Consider the following 18063-nt stretch of genomic DNA (forward strand, 5'->3'; position numbering starts at 1 on the left):
TCCGACAGCCTCCCGGCCCGCTCAGTAACCGGACGCTAGCGACTGTGTCGTGTACGCGCACTCGGTGTACACGTAGCCGTAGCGCAGCTTGGCGGTGTCGGAGCCCGGGGTGGCCGTGGTGTCGTTCTTCGGCTGGTGCACGAAGTACGTGGTGCCGGGCGGCAGACTGATCGTGCGCTGCGGGTAGTTCCGGCCGCTGTCGGCGCACGGCTGCCAGCCGGGGGTGATCGTGCCGGCGAACGAGTACGCCTTGCAGCCGCCGCACGCCTTCAGGGTGAAGCTGCCGGTGACCGGGCCCGTGTAGAGCACGGTGATGTCGTCGGGGCTGTCGTTCTTGACGGTCACGGAGATGCCGCCGCCGGAGGCGGTGGTGGGCAGCCTCTTGCCGGCGGCAGGGAGGGTCTGGGCGACCTCGGCGCCGATGACGATCTTGCGGGCGCGGGCACCGTTGCCGTCGTGCGGGTTGTCGGTGAGGAACTGCTGGAGGGTCTCCTGGGCCTTGGCGTAGTCCCCGTCCTCGTACTGCCTGACGCCGCACTGGTACTCCCCCGCGTCACCGCTGCGGTCGGCCCGGGACGCGACCTCGCCCAGCGCGCCGGCCGGCGCGCCCGAGCCGCCGGACAGCTGGGTGATCCCCGAGTTCAGGGTGTGCAGCCGCTCGACGGCGGTGCAGGGGTCGTCGCCGGAGACGGCCTTCGCCGCCTTCTTCTCGGCCGCGTCCAGGGCCGGGACGACCTTGGCGGTCTGACCGGCGTCCGGGAACGTGCGCAGCAGCTCGCCGAACCGGGGGACCCAGTCGGTGCCGTCACCGGCCAGGCCCTGCGCCCCGCACTCGTACAGCGAGGTGGCCAGCCGGTCGTCGGGCCAGTGCGCGAGCGCGCCGAGCTGGTCCTTCGGCACGGAGTCGGGCACCGTCCGCAGGTACTCCAGCGGCGCGACGGCCGTGCAGTAGTCGTGGTGGCCGTAGGCCGCGGCGACCGTCGTGTAGTAGGTCCTCAGCCGGTCGGGGACCTGGGCGGCGGCACGGGAACCGGAGTGGTGGACGGCGAGGTCGCGGTAGACGGCCAGGGCGTCCTGGTAGTCGGGTCTGGCTGCGGCGAAGCCCTCGTGGGCAGCGGCGGCGACGCGTTCGTCCGCGTGGTCGAGCCGGTCGAGGAGCGCGCGTTGCACGGCTTCCTCGTGGGCGCTGTCGTACCAGAGCGCGCCGCCCACCGGGACGGCGAGGAGGGCGACACCCAGCAGGAGGGCGAGGGGCCGCCGTCCGGGCAGGATCAGCCGGGTGCGCAGGCCGACGCGGGCGCCGTGCACGGCCGCCAGCAGCAGCACCACGGCGTAGCCGGCCGACGCGGCAGCGGGCACGCCGTCGGCGTCCGCGGGCAGGGCCACCAGGAGCAGCGCGACGGTCGCCGCCAGGCAGGCGGCCATCGGGAGCCGCCTGCGCACCAGCAGGTACCCGAGGCCGAGGCCGCTCAGGTTGAGGAGGGCGACGGCGGTGGCACGCAGGGCGTTGGGTGGAGCGGGCGGCGGACTCGACGGCATGGGCGGGACGAGGACTCCCGGCCCTGGGTAGGCGTGGCCCTGCGGTCCGGGGTCCGGAGGTCTTCGGTCCTGCGGTCCGTGGTCCGGTGGTTTCCGGCTCGGGCCGTACGCGTCCCCGGACATGGCGGCTCCCCCCATTGCAGCCGAATCCTCATCAATTGACAGCGTACGGCCAAACATGCGCATTCGACAGGCCCCCGTCGCCCGGCCCCGCCGGGCTCACGTCGCCGGGATCTCCTGCTCGGCCCAGATGATCTTGCCGTCGGCGGTGTGGCGGGCGCCCCAGCGGTGGGCGAGCTGGGCCACCAGGAAGAGGCCGCGGCCGCCCTCGTCGGTGCTGCGGGCGTGCCGCAGCCGGGGCGCGGTACTGCTGCCGTCGGCGACCTCGCAGGTCAGCCGGGAGTCGCGCAACAGCCTCAGGGTGATGGGCGGTTCGGCGTACCGGATGGCGTTGGTGACCAGTTCGCTGACGATGAGTTCGGTGGTCGTCACCAGCTCGTCGTAGCCCCAGGTGAGCACCTGGTGCACCGCCTTGGCCCGGACCTCGCCGACGGCGGCCGGGTCGACGGGTACGTCCCAGGAGACGACGTGGTCGATGCCCAGGGCGTGGGTGCGGGCCAGCAGCAGGGCGATGTCGTCGGGCTGCGGAACGGGGACCAGTTGCTGCACGGCCGACGCGCACAGCGTGTCGAGGTCGGTGTCGGGGACCGCCAGGGCGGCGCGCAGGCGGGCCATGCCCAGCTCGACGTCGCGGTCGGCGCCTTCGATGAGGCCGTCGGTGTAGAGGCCGATCAGGCTGTTCTCGGCGAGTTCGATCTCGGTGGCCTCGAAGGCCATGCCGCCGAGTCCGAGCGGCGGCCCGGCGGGCATCTCGGGGAACCGGACCTGCCCGTCGGGGGCCACGACGACCGGCGGCGGGTGCCCGGCCCGGGCCATGGCGCACCGCCGGGTCACCGGGTCGTAGACGGCGTACAGGCAGGTCGCTCCGACGAACGTGGCGGTGCTGCCCTCGGAGGCCGTGCCCGAGTTCTCCTCCTCCCCCAGCCGCAGCACCAGGTCGTCGAGGTGGGCGAGGAGTTCGTCGGGAGGCAGTTCCATGTCGGCGAGGGTCTGCACGGCGGTGCGCAGCCGGCCCATGCTCGCCGCCGCGGTCAGGCCGTGGCCCACCACGTCGCCGACGACCAGGCCGACCCGGGCGCCGGACAGCGGGATCACGTCGAACCAGTCGCCGCCGACGCCGTCCGTCGCGTCCGCCGGCAGGTAGGAGGAGGCCACGTCCAGGGCCGTACCGCCGGTCAGCGCCTGCGGCAGCAGGCTGCGCTGGAGGGTGACGGCCGCGGTGTGCTCCCTCGTGTAGCGGCGGGCGTTGTCGACGCAGACGGCGGCCCGTGCGACGAGTTCCTGGGCGAGCAGGACGTCGTCCGCCTGGAAGGGGGCCGGGTTGAGCGAGCGGGCGAAGGTGGTGAGGCCGAGGGCGGTGTTGCGCGCCCGCATCGGGACCGAGATGAGCGAGTGCAGTCCGAACTCCCGGATGCGGGCCGCCCGCGCGGGCTGCTCGGTGACCCACAGGAGGTCCTCCGGGTCGAGTTCGGGGATGAGGATCGCCTCCCCCTTGATGAGCAGGTCGAGGCCGTGCGGCGGCGGCAGGAAGTCCACCTTGTCGCCGACCTGTGCCACAACCTCGGGGTGGCCCTCGCGGACGGTCCGCAGCGCGGCGCGCCGCATCGCCGGTCTGGCCGGCGCCGGCCCCGCGTCGGTCAGCCAGGTGCCGTGCCCCTCGGTGCTGAGGACGGGCTCCAGGAGGTCGACGATGACGAAGTCGGCGAACCGGGGGACGGCGAAGTCGGCGAGTTCCTGGGCGGTGCGCAGCACGTCGAGCGTGGTGCCGATGCGGGTGCCGGCCTCGTTGACCAGGGACAGCAGCTGGCGGGCGGCCCACCGCTCGGTGACGTCGGAGACCAGGTAGCAGACGCCGGTCACGGAGTCGTCGGGGCCGACGAGGGGGAAGAAGGACGTGGAGTAGGCGTGCTGGCGGTGCGGGTCGGACCAGCTCCAGCCGAGGTACTCGTAGTCCGTGACCGGTTCCCGGGTCTTCAGCACCTCGCGCATCAGGGTCTCGAGGGTGGTCGCCTGCAGCCCGGGCAGCAGTTCGCTCAAACGCCGGCCCAGGCGCTGCTCGCGGGGGACTCCGCCGAACTGCTCCAGGGTGTCGTTCAGCCATACGTAGCGCAGCTCCAGGTCCATCACGGCCATGCCGATCGGCGAGCGGGTGAGGAACCCGTCGAGGACGGACTGCCCCATAGGCCACTGGGGCCGCTGCTCGCGTGCCGAGAGCAGGAAGCACTCCTCGTCGTCGATCCGGAAGGACGCGGAGACCCGCAGGTCGACCAGGACGCTGCGGCCGTCGCGGTGCCGCAGCGGTACGAGCCCGCTCCAGCCCATGCCGGAACGGCAGCGCTGGGCGACGCCGGCCGCCCGGGCCGGGTCGGCGCGCATGGCGAGCAGCCGCGCCGCGGGGCGTCCGGTCACCTCGGCGGGCGGATGCCCGAGCAGGGCCTCGGCGGCGCGGGTCCAGCCGACCACGGTACCCGCGGCCGACACGACCGCCGCGGCGTCGCTGGACGCGTCGAGGAGATCGCGTGCGCCCACGGGGGCCTGCGCGTCGAGGTCTTCTCGCGGAGAATCCATTGGCTACATCCTCTACGTACCCCCATGTTCCTGCTTGTCCGACCGCTGCGCACGGTCCGTGGGGAATCCGGGTGACCGGGACCGGCCGGGGCCGCCGCCGGCGGCGGGGTACCCGTCTGGAGTTGGGCGAGTGGCGGGGCGGGGGCAGCATGGAAGTGCCGTGGCGGCCGCGGCATCGGCCCGGCGGCCGGTGGAGGTGGTTGACGGATGGGTGCGGACTCCCTGGGGACCGGTGGTGCCGACGGCTCCGGCGGTGAGGGGTACGGACGGGGAAGGCTGCGTCCGACCGGCCTGCTGGACGTGCTGAGCGTGGCCGCGGTCGCCCTGGACTCCCAGGGCCGGATCGTCTTCTGGACCCCGCAGGCCGGGGAGCTGTTCGGATACTCGGCCGAGGAGGCCCTGGGCCGGTACGCGGCCCGTCTGCTCGTCGATCCCGAGCATCTGCAGGCGGCGGTCAGCCTCTTCTCGGAGGTGCTGGAGACCGGCCGGGCCTGGGCCGGCGCCTTCCCGGTCCGGCACAAGGACGGCGGCAGCCGCCTGATGGAGTTCCGCAGCATGCGGCTGCTGGACGACCTCGGGGACGTCTACGCCCTGGGGATCGTCGCCGACCACAACCTGCTCCAGCGGGTGGAGACCGACCTGGCGCTGTGCGAGCGTCTGATCAACCAGTCCCCGATCGGCCTGGCCCTGCTCGACCCCGACCTGCGTTACCTACTGGTGAACCCGGCCCTGGAGCGCATCGACGGCATCCCCGCCGAGGAGCACATCGGGCGGCATCTGCGGGAGACGCTGCCGCTGCCCGACATCGACACGGTGGAGTCGGCGCTGCGCCAGGTGCTGACCACCGGTACGCCGCTGCTCGACCAGTACCACGTGGGCCGGCCGCCCGCCGATCCGGACCACGAGCACGCCTGGTCGCTGTCGTTCTACCGGCTGGAGGACCCCGCCGGCCGGGTCCTGGGCGCGGCGGCGTCGGTCGTCGACGTCACGGAGCGGCACCGCGCGGCGGCCGAGGCCGACCGGGCCCGGCGCCGGCTCGCGCTGATCGCCGACGCCTCCGCGCGGGTGGGCACGTCGCTGGAGGTGGAGCGCACCGCCGCCGAGCTGGCCGAGGTCGCCACCCCGGTCCTCGCGGACGTGGTCGCGGTGGACGTGCTGGACTCGGCGCTCGCCCTGCGCCGCTCACGCCGTCCGGACAACGGCCCGGAGCTGTTCCGTGCCCTCGCCCTGAAGGCGGCGCATCCCACGGTGGCACTGCGGGCCGCCGACTCCCCCGGCGATCTGGCTGCGTACGAGGGTGACCGCCTGGTGACGCTGTGCGTGCACACCGCACGACCGGTCCTGGTCCCGCGCGTCGGCGCGCACGACCTCCCGCGGATCGCGCGCAACGCGGCGGGGGGCGAGCTGCTGGCGCAGGCCGGTGTCCACTCCTACCTGGCCGTGCCCCTCATCGCCCACGGCGAGGTGCTCGGCGTCCTGGACCTCAAGCGCACCAGCAATCCGCTGCCGTTCGACGAGGACGACGTGGTCCTCGCCAGCGAGCTGGCCGGGCGCGCTGCGGTCGCCATCGACAACGCGCGCTGGTTCCAGAGCGTCCGCAACACCGCGCTCACCCTGCAGCGCAGTCTGCTCCCCGACCACCCGCCGCACCACACGGGTCTGGAGCTGGCCTCCCGCTACCAGCCCGCGCAGGCGACCAGCGAGGTGGGCGGTGACTGGTACGACGTGATCCCGCTGGCGGGCGACCGGACCGCGCTGGTCGTCGGTGACGTCATGGGCAACGGCATCGACGCGGCCGCCACGATGGGCCGGCTGCGCACCGCCACCTGCGCGTACGCGGACCTGGAGCTGCCGCCCGCCGCCGTGCTCCAGCACCTGGACAAGATCACCTGCGATCTAGAGCACTACATCGTCACCTGTCTGTACGCGGTGTACGACCCGGCCACCAGGCGCTGCGAGATGGCCAACGCGGGTCACATGCCGCCCGCGCTGGTCCACTCGGGCGCAGCGCCGGCCCTGCTGGAGCTGCCGGCCGCCGCCCCGCTCGGCGTCGGCGGCATCCCGTTCGAGACCAGGTCCGTCGACCTGGCCGAGGGCGATCTGCTGGTCCTCTACACGGACGGTCTGGTGGAGACCCGCCGGCATCCGATCGACGACCGCCTAGACGTCCTGCTCGGTTTCCTGGAGGAGCCGGGCCGTCCGCTGGAGGAGACCTGCGACCTGCTGCTGCACGGTCTGCGCCACCCCGACGACCACGACGACGTGGCGCTGCTGGTGGCGCGGGCGCTGTAGTCCGGTGGACCTACGGGGTGCCGCAGCAGTCGGTGCGGCAGAAGCAGGACGCCGTGATCGGCACGTCGGCGCTCGCGGCGGCGAGTTTCAGCTGCTGGGCCACGATCCGGGCCTCGCCGTCCTTGCCGAGCCGCCGCAGGCATTCGTGGAGGCCGTGCAGGGCCCAGACGTTGCCCGGGTGCTGCAACGGCCGGGGCAGGGTGTCGTCCAGGCCGAGGTCGGCCCGGTAGACCGCCTCGGCCTCGGTGACGCGGCCGCGTTCGAGGAGGAGGGCGCCGTAGGCGTGCCGGGTGGGCTGCATCCAGCCCCAGGGTTCGTCGTAGGGGAGGTTGTCGTCCAGGTCGACCGCGTGCCGCAGGGCGCTGAAGGCGGTGTCGAAGTCGCCCTTGCGGTAGGCGAGTTCGCCGTCGAGCATGGCGGCGGCGATGGCCAGGACGTCGGCGCAGGTGTTGTTGAAGATCGTGCGCGTGCCGGGCACCGCGGCCACGGCCTCCCGGAACCGGGCGCGGTCCGTCTCCGCCTCGGCGATCCGGCCGGTCGCGGAGTGCGCGACGCCGCGCGCGTAGTGCAGCATCGCGGTGCTGACGCAGTACAGCACGGGGTCGGCGGGCAGCGGGAGCCGCAGGATGTCGTCCCAGCGGCCGAAGCGGATCAGGACGTGCACCCGCATCGCCAGGAAGCCCTCCAGCCAGTCGGCCATCGGCGGGCTCGGTACCCGCAGCAGGTCCTCCGGGACGGCGGCCTCGAGCAGTTCGGCGGTGGCGAGGGCGTCCTGGAGGCGGCCCAGGAACATCGCGCCGTAGATCCTGAAGTGCAGGTTGTGGCAGCGGTACAGGGTGTAGAAGTTCATGGCGCCGGCCCGCGCGTGGTACTTCTCGTCGGCGGTGACGGCCGCGGTGTTGTCGGAGAGGACGCGCCGGTAGTCGCCGCAGAGGACCTCCAGGTGCGAGGGCATGTGCCGCAGGTGCCCGGCGTCGGGGACGAGGTCGCGCAGCCGGTCGGCGACGGGCAGCGCGGTCTCGGGCGTGGGCGACATCTCCATCAGGTGGATGTAGAGGTGCAGCAGGCCGGGATGCCGGGTCCCCGCCTCGGTGGCGAGGGCCCGCTCCAGTACGGCCCTGGCCTCCAGGGTGCGGGCGCCGTCGGCCGGCACCCCGGTGCGGATGTCCCAGAGCTGCCAGGGCGTGAGGTTCATCAGGGCGTCGGCGTGCAGGGCCGCCACGTCGGGGTCGTCCGGTGCCAGTTCGTAGGCGGTGCGCATGCTGTCGGCGTAGTCCGTGTTCCACACCGAGCAGGCCGCCGCGTCCGGGGCGGCGGCCCGCGGGTAGCGGGCGCGCAGGGCCGACACGAGGGCGCGCTCCACGGGGGTCGCACGGACGGCGGCCTTGGCGTGGGCGCGCTGCACGGCGGCGTGGGTGCGCTCCACGGTGCGGGCGAGGTCCTGCTCGTCGAAGAACTCCCAGGGCTTGTTGTAGTTGGGGCCGAGGGCGTAGGCCACGCCCCAGTCGGCCATGGCGCAGTCCGGGTCGGCCGCGCCGGCCGCCTCGAAACAGCGCACGGCCTCCTCGTGGTTGAAGGCGTAGGTCCAGTTCAGCCCCCGGTCGAACCAGGTCTGTGCGTCGGGGGACGACGTCGTGACACGTCGGCTGTGACGGCCCAGGTCGTAGTAGTCCACGGTGGCGAACCTATCGACGCGGGGGATCCGGCGGATCGCGGTTCATCCGAAGTCATGACAGTGGCGCGGCGGTTGACGTGCCGCCGCGCCACCGGTGCCGCTGTTTCCTCAGGGTGCGACCGCGCGGCCGGTCTGGGGGGAGATCCGTCCGGGGCACAGCCCCTTGGCGGTGAGGGTCCCCGCGATGCGCGGGATCGCGGCCAGGGTGTTGGCCGGCCACTCGTGCATCAGGATGATCTGGCCGTTGGTGAGCCGGGAGACGGCCTGCACGATGGCGTCGGTGCTCGCGCCGTTCCAGTCCTGCGAGTCGACGTCCCAGATGATCTGGGTCAGTCCGTACTTGGCCTCGACCGCGCGCACGGTCGCGTTGGTCTCGCCGTACGGCGGCCGGAACAGGGTCGGTGTCCCGCCGCCGGCGGCGGCGATGGCGGACTGGGTGCGGGAGATCTCCGAGTCGATCCCCGCCTGGGACTGCTGGGTCAGATGCGGATGGGTGTAACTGTGGTTGCCGATCCACATGCCCGCGCCGGCCTCGGCCCTGACCTGCGCGGGGTAGGCGGCCGCGTACTGGCCCTCGTTGAACAGGGTGGCGCGCAGCCCGTTCGCCCGCAGGGCGTTGAGCAGGCTCGGGGTGTGGGCGTCGGACGGCCCGTCGTCGAAGGTGAGGCCCACGTAGCCGGTGCAGGTGGCCGCGTGGGACGGGACGGCGCCGACGGTGAGGGTGCCGGCGGCGGCCAGTGCGACGGCGGCGGCCACCACGGGGCGTAAGGAGCGTTCCACCGGGGCGCTCATCATGCCACCGTGATGTTGGAGCTGCCGCTGCTCTGGTAGCCCTCGGTGGCGAGGATCTGGTAGTAGCTGAAGCTGCCGAGGGACATGCCGGCCCTGGCCCAGGCGTCGAAGTGGTTGCCGGTGGTGATGGTGCCGCCGGTGCGCTTCGACTGGCGGACGCTCCAGTACTGGTTGAAGGTCTTGTTGCCCTCGACGGACGGCGCGTTGTACCGGGTCGTGAGGTAGATGTCGTAGGTGCCGCCGTCGCTGGTGACGCTGCCCTTGTAGGTTCCGGTGGGCCGGTAGTTGCCCCAGTTGTCGACGATGTAGTACTCGACGAGCGGGTTCGAGGTCCAGCCGTAGAGGGACAGGTAGCCGTTGCCGGAGGGGTTGAAGCTGCCGGAGTAGGTCACGTTGCGGCGGGCTCCGGTGCTCCAGCCCTTGCCGCAGACGAAGTTGCCGGTGTTGCGCCAGCTGGCGCTGTAGTTGCCGCCGGAGCCGAGCGTCATGGACACCGTGCCCTGGGAGTCCGTCCAGAAGGAGTAGTAGTAGCCGCCGTTGGAACCGGTCTGGTTCGTGGTGACGACGGTGGCGGCGCGGGCGGTGCCGGGCAGGGCGAGCCCGGCGGCGGCGCCCAGCAGCAGGGCGCCGGCGCTCCGGCGGCTGAGGGCGTGGTCGAGCGGGTTCATGCGGTGCCTCCTCTGTGGCCTGTGCGGGTTGCTGCGGGTGTGACTTGGTGGGGAGTGTTGGTCTGCCCATGCCACCTGTCAACAGTTTCGGTGATTATTTCGAAACCTTCGTTCCACCGTCGCGGCCATCCATGCAGTTCACAGACCCATTTCGGCAGTAGGAGATCGACGGGGTCGACAATCAGCCAACTGAAGATCCATTGAAGCGCCGAGAAATCCCGAATGTTTCGAAGAAGGTCACGAATACTGTCGACGGAACATGCCGCTGAACGGAGCAATCCGGGCGTGTCCCCCGGTGGCCGGGGACGCTGGTCGTCTTGTCGAGATGCGTAGGCCAGGAGTCCCGGGTGAGGCACGACGGTGGCAACCCAGCACTGCCCGCACCCCCCGCGTGGATGCGCTGGCTCCCCGTCATGTACGTCGCCGGCGTGCTGGTGGTCGAGCCGATCACGCCCGTGTCGTGGCCGGTGAGCTTCGCGCTGATCGCGCTGCCCCTGGTGACCGCCTTCGCCCACACGGCGGTCGTCGTCGCCGGCACCACCGTCTTCGCCGTCGGCTTCGAGATGCTGCTGGCCGGCACCCCGTGCTGCGCGGGCCGCGCCGTCGGCTACGTCTGGGAACGGCACTACGTCGCCGTCTACGCGTGCACGGCCCTGGTGGGCGCCCTCGGGACGGTGCTGGCCGCGCACCGCACGCGCCGCGAACGCACCCTGGCCGACGTCCGGTTCGTGGCCGAGATCGCGCAACGCGTCCTGCTCCGGCCGGTGCCGCACCGGATCGGCGACCTGCTTCTGGAGAGCTTCTACCTGTCCGCCGCCGCGGAGGCCCGCATCGGCGGCGACCTCTACGAGGCGGTGCCCACCGCCTACGGGGTACGGCTGCTCATCGGCGACGTGCGCGGCAAGGGGCTGCTCGCGGTGGAGACGGCGGCCGCGATGCTGGGGGCGTTCCGCGAGGCCGCGCACGACGAACCCGACCTGCACGCGCTGGTGGAGCGGGTGGACGTCAGCATGTCGCGCAGGGCCGACCAGCTGGGCGGGCACGAGACGGCCGAACGGTTCGTCACCGCCGTCTTCGCCGAGATCCCCGCCGACGAGCGGGTCGTACGCGTCCTCAACTGCGGCCATCCACCGCCGCTGCTGATCCGCCCCGGCGAGGTGCGCGAGCTGGACCGGGGCCGGCCGGGGCCGCCGTTGAACCTCGGCATGCTGGTCGGGGACCCCTACCGCGTGGACACCTACGCCTTCGGCCCCGGTGACCAGCTGCTGCTGTACACGGACGGCGTCACGGAGACCCGGGACCCCGACGGCGTCTTCTACCCGCTGTTGCAGCGGCTGCGGTCCTGGGGCCCGATGCCGCCGCCGGAACTGCTGGCGCGGCTCCACCAGGACCTGATCGACTACAGCCACGACCGGCTGCGGGACGACACGGCCGCCCTCACGGCGTTCCTGCTCCCCACGGGGCCCTGAGGGCGACGCCGGCCGGTGGGCGTACCGGAAACCCACTGGACCGACTGTCGTAGGTGATCCCTACCATGTGACCTCAAGACAACCATGCGACCGGCCCGTCGGGTGCGTGCCGGTCGGGGTCGCCGATGCCAGGGTCCGCTCCCCGGGCTGCGGTGATCTTCCTACTCAGGAGGACCTTCCGCATGTTCCGACGAATTGGCAGTGCCGTCGTCCGACATCCCGTCTGGACGATCGTGGCATGGCTGATCGCGGCGGTCGCGATCGTCGCCACCGCCCCGAGCCTGCCCTCGAACAGCGACGAGAGCAGTTTCCTGCCCAAGAGTTACGAATCGATCAAAGCGGCCGACCTCCAGGAGAAGGCGTTCCCCAGCGCCTTCACCCCGTCCGCGATCGCCCTGTACCAGCGCACCGACGGCGGCAGGCTCACCGCCGCCGACCTGAAGGACGTCGCCCGGATCACCACCGAACTGGGCGGCAAGCACATCGACCAGGTCCAGAAGGTCGTCCCCGGCCAGCCGTCCAAGGACGGCAGATACACCATGACCCTGGTCCAGATGGACAGCAAGAACGCCGGTCAGCCCGTACAGGCGGACGCGGCCAAGGTGTTGCGCGACGACGTCAAGCAACTGACCAAGGGCACCGACCTGGAGGCCAGGCTCGGCGGCTCGGCGGCGCAGGCACTGGATCAGCAGGACTCGTCCAAGCGCGGTGAGGCGCTGATCGGCATCGGCACCTTCCTGATCATCCTGGTGACCCTGCTGATCATCTTCCGGGCGCCGATCCTCGCGGTCCTGCCGCTCATCACGATCGGCCTGGTGTCCGCGATCGCCAACGGACTGATCGCCTACGCCACCAAGCTGTTCGGTCTGCAGGCCAACAGTTCCGTCTCGTCGATCCTGATCGTCGTGCTCTTCGGCGTGGGTACGGACTACTTCCTGTTCCTGATGTTCCGCTACCGCGAACGCCTGCGCGCCGGCGACGAACCCAAGGAGGCCATGGTCAACGCCGTGGCCCGGGTCGGCGAGGCCATCGCCTCGGCGGCCGGCGCGGTCATCATCGCCTTCCTCGCGCTGGTGCTGTCCACCCTGGGCTTCCTCAAGCAGATGGGCCCGGCGCTGGCCATCGCGGTCTCCGTGACGCTCGTCGCGGGGCTGACCCTGATACCGGCCGTCGTCTCGCTGATCGGCCCGAAGGTGTTCTGGCCCTCCAAGTCCTGGCAACGCGAGCCGGAGAACGCCCGGTTCGCGGCCCTCGGCCGTGGTGTGCAGCGCCGCCCGGCACTGACCGCCGCGGTCTCCGGCCTCGTCCTGGTGGTGCTGTCGCTGGGCACGCTCGGCTACCACGCCACCTTCGACCTGGCGTCGGGCTCGATGCCCAAGACCAAGGAGTCCATGGTCGTCTAGGACGAGATGCAGAAGGCGTACTCGGCCGGTGCCGCCGCACCCACCGACGTCTACCTGTCCAGCACCGCCGGCAAGCCGTTGGACAGGACCGCGTTCGACGCGTACGCGCAAAAACTCGGCGCCGTGGACGGTGTCGCCAGCGCCCGGCTGAACCAGCTCAACAAGCCCGGCACCACGGCGGACTTCACCGTCACGCTCAAGTACGAGGCCTCCACGGACAAGGCGATCGACACGGTCGGCCGGGTACGGGACGTCGCGCACGCCAGTGCTCCCGAGGGCACCGAGGCGGTGGTCGGCGGCATGTCGTCGATCTACAAGGACATCGACTCCGCGGTGAACCACGACTACCGGACGGTGTTCCCGGTCGCCGCCCTGCTGATCATGGTGATCCTGGGGCTGCTGCTGCGCAGCGTGGTCGCGCCCTGGTACCTCATCGCCTCGGTGGGCCTCGGCTTCGGCGCCACGCTGGGCGCGACGGTCTGGATCTTCCAGGACGCGCAGAACAAGCCCGGGCTGATGTTCATGCTCCCGGTGATCATGTATCTGTTCGTGGTCGCCATCGGCACGGACTACAACATCCTCATGATCGCCCGGCTGCGCGAGGAGGCCCGGGAGGGCCGGGAGCCGCGCGAGGCGGCCGGGATGGCGCTGCGGCACGCCGGACCGACGGTGGCCGCGGCGGGCTTCATCCTGGCGGCGACCTTCGCCACGATGATGCTGGCCGGGAACTCGCTGCTCACGGAGATGGGCTTCGCGGTGTCCTTCGGCATCGCGGTGGCCGCCTTCGTGATGGCGATGTTCTTCACCCCGAGCCTCACCGCCCTGATCGGTCACGCGGCCTGGTGGCCGGGCCACGCCGACCGGGCGCGGCCGGGGACGGACGGCGGCCCCTCCCCCGCCGCGGACGAGTACCAGACCGCGGGACGGCGCGGCTAGCGGCACGGCGACGCGGACAGCTGGGGCCGGCGGGCCGTGCGGCCCGCCGGCCCCAGCCCTTGGACCTACGCGGCCAGAGCGTGACCGGGGTGCAGGACGACCTTGGTGTAGCCCTCGACCCGCTGGTCGAACTTCTCGTACGCGACGGGTGCCTCCTCCAGCGGAAGTTCGTGGGAGACCACGAAGCTGGGCTTGGCCCGCCCCGCGATGATCAGGTCGCGGAGCTGCCGGTTGTACTGCTTGACGTTGCACTGGCCGGTGCCCATCCGCTGGCCCTTCTCGAACATCCTGCCGATGGAGACCAGGAGCTGGCCGTGCTTGGCGTGCTCGTCGGGTCCGCCGGGGTCGGACGGGACGTACAGGCCGGGTATGCCGAGCATGCCGGTCGGCCGTACCGTCTCGACGAGGGTGTTGAGGACCACGGCGGGTTCCTCGTGGCTCGCGTCGTGCGCCTGGGCCTGGTAGCCGACGGCGTCGACGCCCTTGTCGGTGCCCTCACCTCCGGTCTGTTCCTTGATCTGTTCCGCCGGGTCACCCTGGGTGAAGTCGATCGGTATCGCGCCGATCTCCTCCGCCTTGGCGAGTCGCTCCGGTACCCGGTCGACCGAGAACACCTTGGCCGCGCCGCGCAGCAGCGCGGAGTAGGCGGCCATCAGCCCGACCGGCCCCGCGCCGAAGACGGCGACGCTCTCGCCGGGGATCACCTGGGCGAGTTCGCAGCCGTGATAGCCGGTCGGGAAGATGTCGGCGAGCAGGACGAAGTCGGTCTCGAATTCGTTGCCCGGCGGCAGCTTCAGACAGTTGAAGTCGGCGAACGGTACCCGCAGCAGCTCCGCCTGGCCGCCCTTGTAGGGGCCCATGGCCACGTAGCCGTAGGCTCCGCCGGCGAAGCCCGGGTTCACCGTGAGGCAGAATCCCGTCTTCCCGGCCAGACAGTTCTTGCAGAAGCCGCAGGCGACGTTGAAGGGCATGACGACCCGGTCGCCCTGGGACAGCGAGGCGACACCCGAGCCGACCTCCTCGACGATGCCGAGGTTCTCGTGTCCGAAGACGATGCCCGACTCCGCGGCCGTGCGGCCCTCGTACATGTGCAGGTCGGACCCGCAGATCGCGGTGGATGTGACCCGTACCAGCACGTCGTTCGGGTGCTGGATGCCTGGATCGTCGACGTCCCTGACAGCGACGCTGAAGGGCTTCTCGTAGACAACGGCTTTCACCTGGTTCACCTCCGCGTCGAACGCCACGAGGCAGGGCCCCAGGTAGGTCAGTGCCGCAACCTTGGGCGCTCTTGTTTCACCGTCGGATACTTCCAGAAAACGCCGGTACGGCAGGCGGTGCAACTGCCGACGCCGCCCGTTCCACGACGTCGGCCCGTGCGCGTCCGGTCACGGGGCCCGCATGCGCGCGCTTCAAAGCGGCCGCTCAGCGGCGGAACAAGCGCACCTCCGGGTGGCCGGCCGGCAGTTCGGCCTCGTCGCGGCCGCGCAGCCACCGGTCGAAGAACGCGGTGAGGCAGGCCCGTTCGGCGAGGATCGCACGGGCCGGAGCGACCGTGCCGACGTTCTTGACGACCGTCGCGCGGGGCAGGCCCAGTTGGCGGGCGAGCTGCGGGATCATCGTCTCGGCGTCGGTGTAGGTGGCGTGTTCGGCGCCGCGCAGGGTCAGGCCCGCACCGGGTCCGCGGCTGTGCCGCCACAGGGCGTTCCAGGACGGTACCGTGCGCAGGTCGTTGCCGTCCTTGCCGACCAGCAGGAAGGGACGGTCCAGGCCGTCCGCCGCGACGCCGGACAGGTGGCCGTGGTCGCTGTCCTCCTGGACGTAGGCGAGCACGCCGTCGAAGTTCGCGCCGGCCGCGATGCGCGGGTCGTCGTGCATGGCCTGGAGGGCGGTGAAGCCGCCGGCCGAGTGCCCGAACATGCCGACGCGGGTCCAGTCCGGCAGGCCGCGCAGCTCCCCGGGCAGCACCCGCGGCAGCTCGTCGAGCAGGAAGCGGGTGTCCGCTACGCGTACGGCCATCGTCTTCTCCAGGAGCACCCTGATGCGCCCCTCGTCCGGGTAGGCCTTGGCGAACTCCGCGGGCAGCACGGTGCGTTCGACGCGGCCGCCGGGGAACTGCACGGCCGAGGCGTCGTAGGTGTGGTCGAGGGTCACCACCACGTAGCCCCGTGCGGCGAGGTCGTCGCTGAGAGTGGTGCCGAGGGAGCGAGGGTCACCGGTGCCGGGCGAGTAGACGACCACCGGGTACGGTCCCCGGGCGCGGTCGGCCGGGGCGCCTTCGTGGGCGTGGGTACGGGTGGCCGCCCAGTCGACCCGGTCGGCGGGCACGTCGGTGAAGTTGTTGACGGCGGCGAAACCGGCGGCCTCGCCGGGCAGCAGCTGCGGTGCCCTCGGGTGACCGTCGACGGCCCGTGCCGGGTAGCGGATGCTGATCATCAGCTCCCGGTACGGCTGCGACGGGACCCAGGGGTCGGCGCGTGCGGTGTCGACCAGCCGCACGGAGGCCGTCCCCACCGGGTGCGGGCCGCTGGGCGGGGGCAACGTCAGCCGTGCCCGCCCAGCGGCCCGGCGCGGTGCTGCCGACGCGGTACGGGCGGAGGCGGCGCAGAGGCCGGCGGCGGCGAGGGCCGACAGGACGGCGGAGCGGCGAGTGAGCAAGGGAGCCTCCTTGTGGATGTCCTTGGTGCGCGCGATCCCTCGCAGCTTCGCCGACCGCGACCGCCCACGGCCATCCGGCGAACCGGTCTCCGCACCGGGGGGTTGTCCCTACGACGGGCAGGGCCCGGTCGCCGGGTGAGCGGAAGTGTGGATGCCCTGGAGGGAACCGGGTACCCGGGCGCCGTGGCACAGCGATCAGAGCACTCCGAACACCACGAGAAGGACAGAACGGCCCCGACCCTCACGGACGAGGTGCTGGAGCAGGTCGGGCAGCGTGCCGCACGGGAGGACGCCGACCAGGGCGCGCCCGAACGTGCGGCGGACGGCGACCCGATCACGCCGAGCCCAGGGGCCAACAAGAGGACAGCCCGGGGCCGCAGGTCCGCGCCCCGGGAATAAGCCGCTCGCGACGAGGAGGAACAGATGAGCACGGTCAAGGAAGCCGTTGACGTCGGCGTCCCGCTCCACACGGCCTACAACCAGTGGACCCAGTTCGAGGACTTCCCGAACTTCATGGAGGGTGTCGAGGAGGTCAGGCAGGTCGACGACCGGCACAACCACTGGACCACCAGCATCGGTGGGGTGCGGCGCGAGTTCGACACCGAGATCGTCGACCAGCTGCCGGACGACCGGATCACCTGGCGGACCACCGACGGTGACACCCGGCAGCGGGGAACCGTCCGCTTCGAGTCCCTGGACGACGGCCACACCAGGGTGGAGCTCACGATGGACGTCGAGCCCTCCGGACTGGCCGAGAAGGGCGCGGACGCGCTCGGCATGATCGACCGGCGGGTCAAGGGCGATCTGCGCCGCTTCAAGGACTTCATCGAGCAGCGCGGCACCGAGAGCGGTGCCTGGCGCGGCCGGGTCCGACCCGGTGAGACCGGCGGCCCGCTCTAGAAGAGGTCCGCACAACGCCTCCAGCCCCTCGCCGTCGGCGAGGGGCTGGAGGCGTTGTGCGCGGGGCGCTGTGGGGAGGGCCACGAGCTTCGCCCATACCTCGGGGGGCCCGGCACGGGATACCGTTTTGTCGGTTCCCGGTCGTTTTCCCCTCAGGTGTTTCGGACGGTTGGCAGTGCTCGCAGATCTCTCTCCGCTCATCGCAGCGACGGCTCGCTGGCTCTCGGGCGCCTTCCCCGCCCACGGGGGCGCGTTCGCCGCCGCACGCTGTGAGGCGCAGGTCAGGCAGGCGGTGACGGTGGCGGCCTGGCTGCGCTACCCGACGGCGCTGGACGCCGGCCTGGTCGGGGTGGTGGGCCCCGGTGGCTCGGCGCGGCTCGACTGGGTGACCGGCGGGGACGCGTCTGACGACGCGGACGACGCCTGGCGCAGCTGGGTGGACGAGGTGGTGGCGAGCTGGGCGGCCGAACTGCTCTGCGAGCCCGAGCTGGCCCGGCTCGCCGTCCGCGCGCTCGCCGACGGGGAGCACCTGGGCGGCGGGTCGGTCGACTTCCGGCGCCTGCTCCTGCCCGACGGGGACGACCGGCGGGCGGCGGCCCTGCTGCGCCATCCGGACCTGCTCGCCCCGGTGGCACGACTGCACGCCGCCCAGCTCCACCAACGCCTCACCCCCGACGACACCCCCGCCAGGACCTGAGCCCCGCCCACGACGGCTTCCCGGCATTCGGACCGGCCGACCCGGCCCGCCGACACACGCCTCAGCCCCCGAACCCACCAACCGGCCGCGATTGCACGCCGCCCAGCTCCACCAACGTCTGACCCCGACGACACCCCCGCCAGGACCTGAGCCCCGCCCACGGCAGCTCCCCGGCCTTCAGACCGGCCGACCCGGCCCGCCGACACACGCCCAGGCCCTCCAACCCACCGGCCCGCCGACACGCCCCAGCCCTGGAACCCACCGGCCCGCCGACACGAGGCCGGACCGCCGGAACCCGGCCGAGCCGCCGCTGCCGGGGCCGGGGCCGGGCCCGTGGTTGGTGTCCGGG

Annotated in this window: 11 protein-coding genes and 2 pseudogenes; 6 read left to right on the plus strand and 7 right to left on the minus strand. The window is 72.1% G+C overall.

Annotation, left to right across the window (positions count from 1 at the left end; all coding sequences use genetic code 11):
* Window positions 1-21: 21 nt before the first annotated feature.
* Complete coding sequence (locus tag AB0G52_RS22420; protein WP_132890795.1) at window positions 22-1539, minus strand: hypothetical protein; 1518 nt, start codon at window positions 1537-1539, stop codon at window positions 22-24.
* A 219-nt stretch (window positions 1540-1758) separates the two neighbouring features.
* On the minus strand, window positions 1759-4227 hold the full coding sequence (locus tag AB0G52_RS22425; protein ID WP_132890794.1) for a SpoIIE family protein phosphatase: 2469 nt from the start codon (window positions 4225-4227) through the stop codon (window positions 1759-1761).
* 207 nt (window positions 4228-4434) lie between these two features.
* Between AB0G52_RS22425 and AB0G52_RS22430 the strand changes: the two genes are divergently transcribed.
* Window positions 4435-6519, plus strand: coding sequence for a SpoIIE family protein phosphatase (locus AB0G52_RS22430; protein WP_132890793.1), 2085 nt, complete (start codon window positions 4435-4437; stop codon window positions 6517-6519).
* A gap of 10 nt (window positions 6520-6529) precedes the next feature.
* Here AB0G52_RS22430 and AB0G52_RS22435 read toward each other — a convergent pair whose 3' ends face one another.
* From AB0G52_RS22435 to AB0G52_RS22445, 3 genes and pseudogenes are all read right to left on the minus strand, one after another.
* Entirely contained in the window at window positions 6530-8194 is a 1665-nt protein-coding gene (locus tag AB0G52_RS22435) for a hypothetical protein (protein WP_361338116.1), read from the minus strand.
* A gap of 111 nt (window positions 8195-8305) precedes the next feature.
* Window positions 8306-8986, minus strand: a pseudogene (locus AB0G52_RS22440) (polysaccharide deacetylase family protein); the annotation flags it as partial.
* Window positions 8986-9654, minus strand: a complete 669-nt coding sequence (locus AB0G52_RS22445) for a glycoside hydrolase family 11 protein (protein ID WP_132890790.1) — start codon at window positions 9652-9654, stop codon at window positions 8986-8988. The pseudogene AB0G52_RS22440 and the gene AB0G52_RS22445, both read right to left, overlap by 1 nt.
* 347 nt (window positions 9655-10001) lie before the next feature.
* Between AB0G52_RS22445 and AB0G52_RS22450 the strand changes: the two genes are divergently transcribed.
* Window positions 10002-11123, plus strand: coding sequence for a PP2C family protein-serine/threonine phosphatase (locus AB0G52_RS22450; protein WP_361338118.1), 1122 nt, complete (start codon window positions 10002-10004; stop codon window positions 11121-11123).
* A gap of 182 nt (window positions 11124-11305) precedes the next feature.
* Window positions 11306-13462 (plus strand): annotated as a pseudogene (locus AB0G52_RS22455) (MMPL family transporter).
* A 65-nt stretch (window positions 13463-13527) separates the two neighbouring features.
* Here AB0G52_RS22455 and AB0G52_RS22460 read toward each other — a convergent pair.
* Together AB0G52_RS22460 and AB0G52_RS22465 are read right to left on the minus strand one after the other, a co-directional pair.
* Window positions 13528-14679, minus strand: a complete 1152-nt coding sequence (locus tag AB0G52_RS22460) for a glutathione-independent formaldehyde dehydrogenase (protein ID WP_132890788.1) — start codon at window positions 14677-14679, stop codon at window positions 13528-13530.
* A gap of 205 nt (window positions 14680-14884) precedes the next feature.
* Window positions 14885-16117, minus strand: a complete 1233-nt coding sequence (locus AB0G52_RS22465) for a hydrolase (protein ID WP_132890787.1) — start codon at window positions 16115-16117, stop codon at window positions 14885-14887.
* A 183-nt stretch (window positions 16118-16300) separates the two neighbouring features.
* Between AB0G52_RS22465 and AB0G52_RS22470 the strand changes: the two genes are divergently transcribed.
* The 3 genes from AB0G52_RS22470 to AB0G52_RS22480 all read left to right on the plus strand — a co-directional run bounded on the left by AB0G52_RS22470 (window position 16301) and on the right by AB0G52_RS22480 (window position 17714).
* Window positions 16301-16516, plus strand: a complete 216-nt coding sequence (locus AB0G52_RS22470; RefSeq protein ID WP_132890786.1) for a hypothetical protein — start codon at window positions 16301-16303, stop codon at window positions 16514-16516.
* Between the two features lie 24 nt (window positions 16517-16540).
* Entirely contained in the window at window positions 16541-17017 is a 477-nt protein-coding gene (locus AB0G52_RS22475; protein WP_132890785.1) for an SRPBCC family protein, read from the plus strand.
* Between the two features lie 175 nt (window positions 17018-17192).
* Complete coding sequence (locus AB0G52_RS22480; RefSeq protein WP_132890915.1) at window positions 17193-17714, plus strand: hypothetical protein; 522 nt, start codon at window positions 17193-17195, stop codon at window positions 17712-17714.
* The last annotated feature ends 349 nt before the right edge of the window (window positions 17715-18063 follow it).

This window comes from Streptomyces sp. NPDC021562, from assembly GCF_040640875.1.
Lineage (GTDB): Bacteria > Actinomycetota > Actinomycetes > Streptomycetales > Streptomycetaceae > Streptomyces.

Coding starts and splice junctions, on each gene's coding strand:
- AB0G52_RS22430 (WP_132890793.1), top strand. CDS start 4,435: ATGGGTGCGGACTCCCTGGGGACCGGTGGTGCCGACGGCTCCGGCGGT.
- AB0G52_RS22475 (WP_132890785.1), top strand. CDS start 16,541: ATGAGCACGGTCAAGGAAGCCGTTGACGTCGGCGTCCCGCTCCACACG.
- AB0G52_RS22425 (WP_132890794.1), bottom strand. CDS start 4,227: ATGGATTCTCCGCGAGAAGACCTCGACGCGCAGGCCCCCGTGGGCGCA.
- AB0G52_RS22445 (WP_132890790.1), bottom strand. CDS start 9,654: ATGAACCCGCTCGACCACGCCCTCAGCCGCCGGAGCGCCGGCGCCCTG.
- AB0G52_RS22420 (WP_132890795.1), bottom strand. CDS start 1,539: ATGCCGTCGAGTCCGCCGCCCGCTCCACCCAACGCCCTGCGTGCCACC.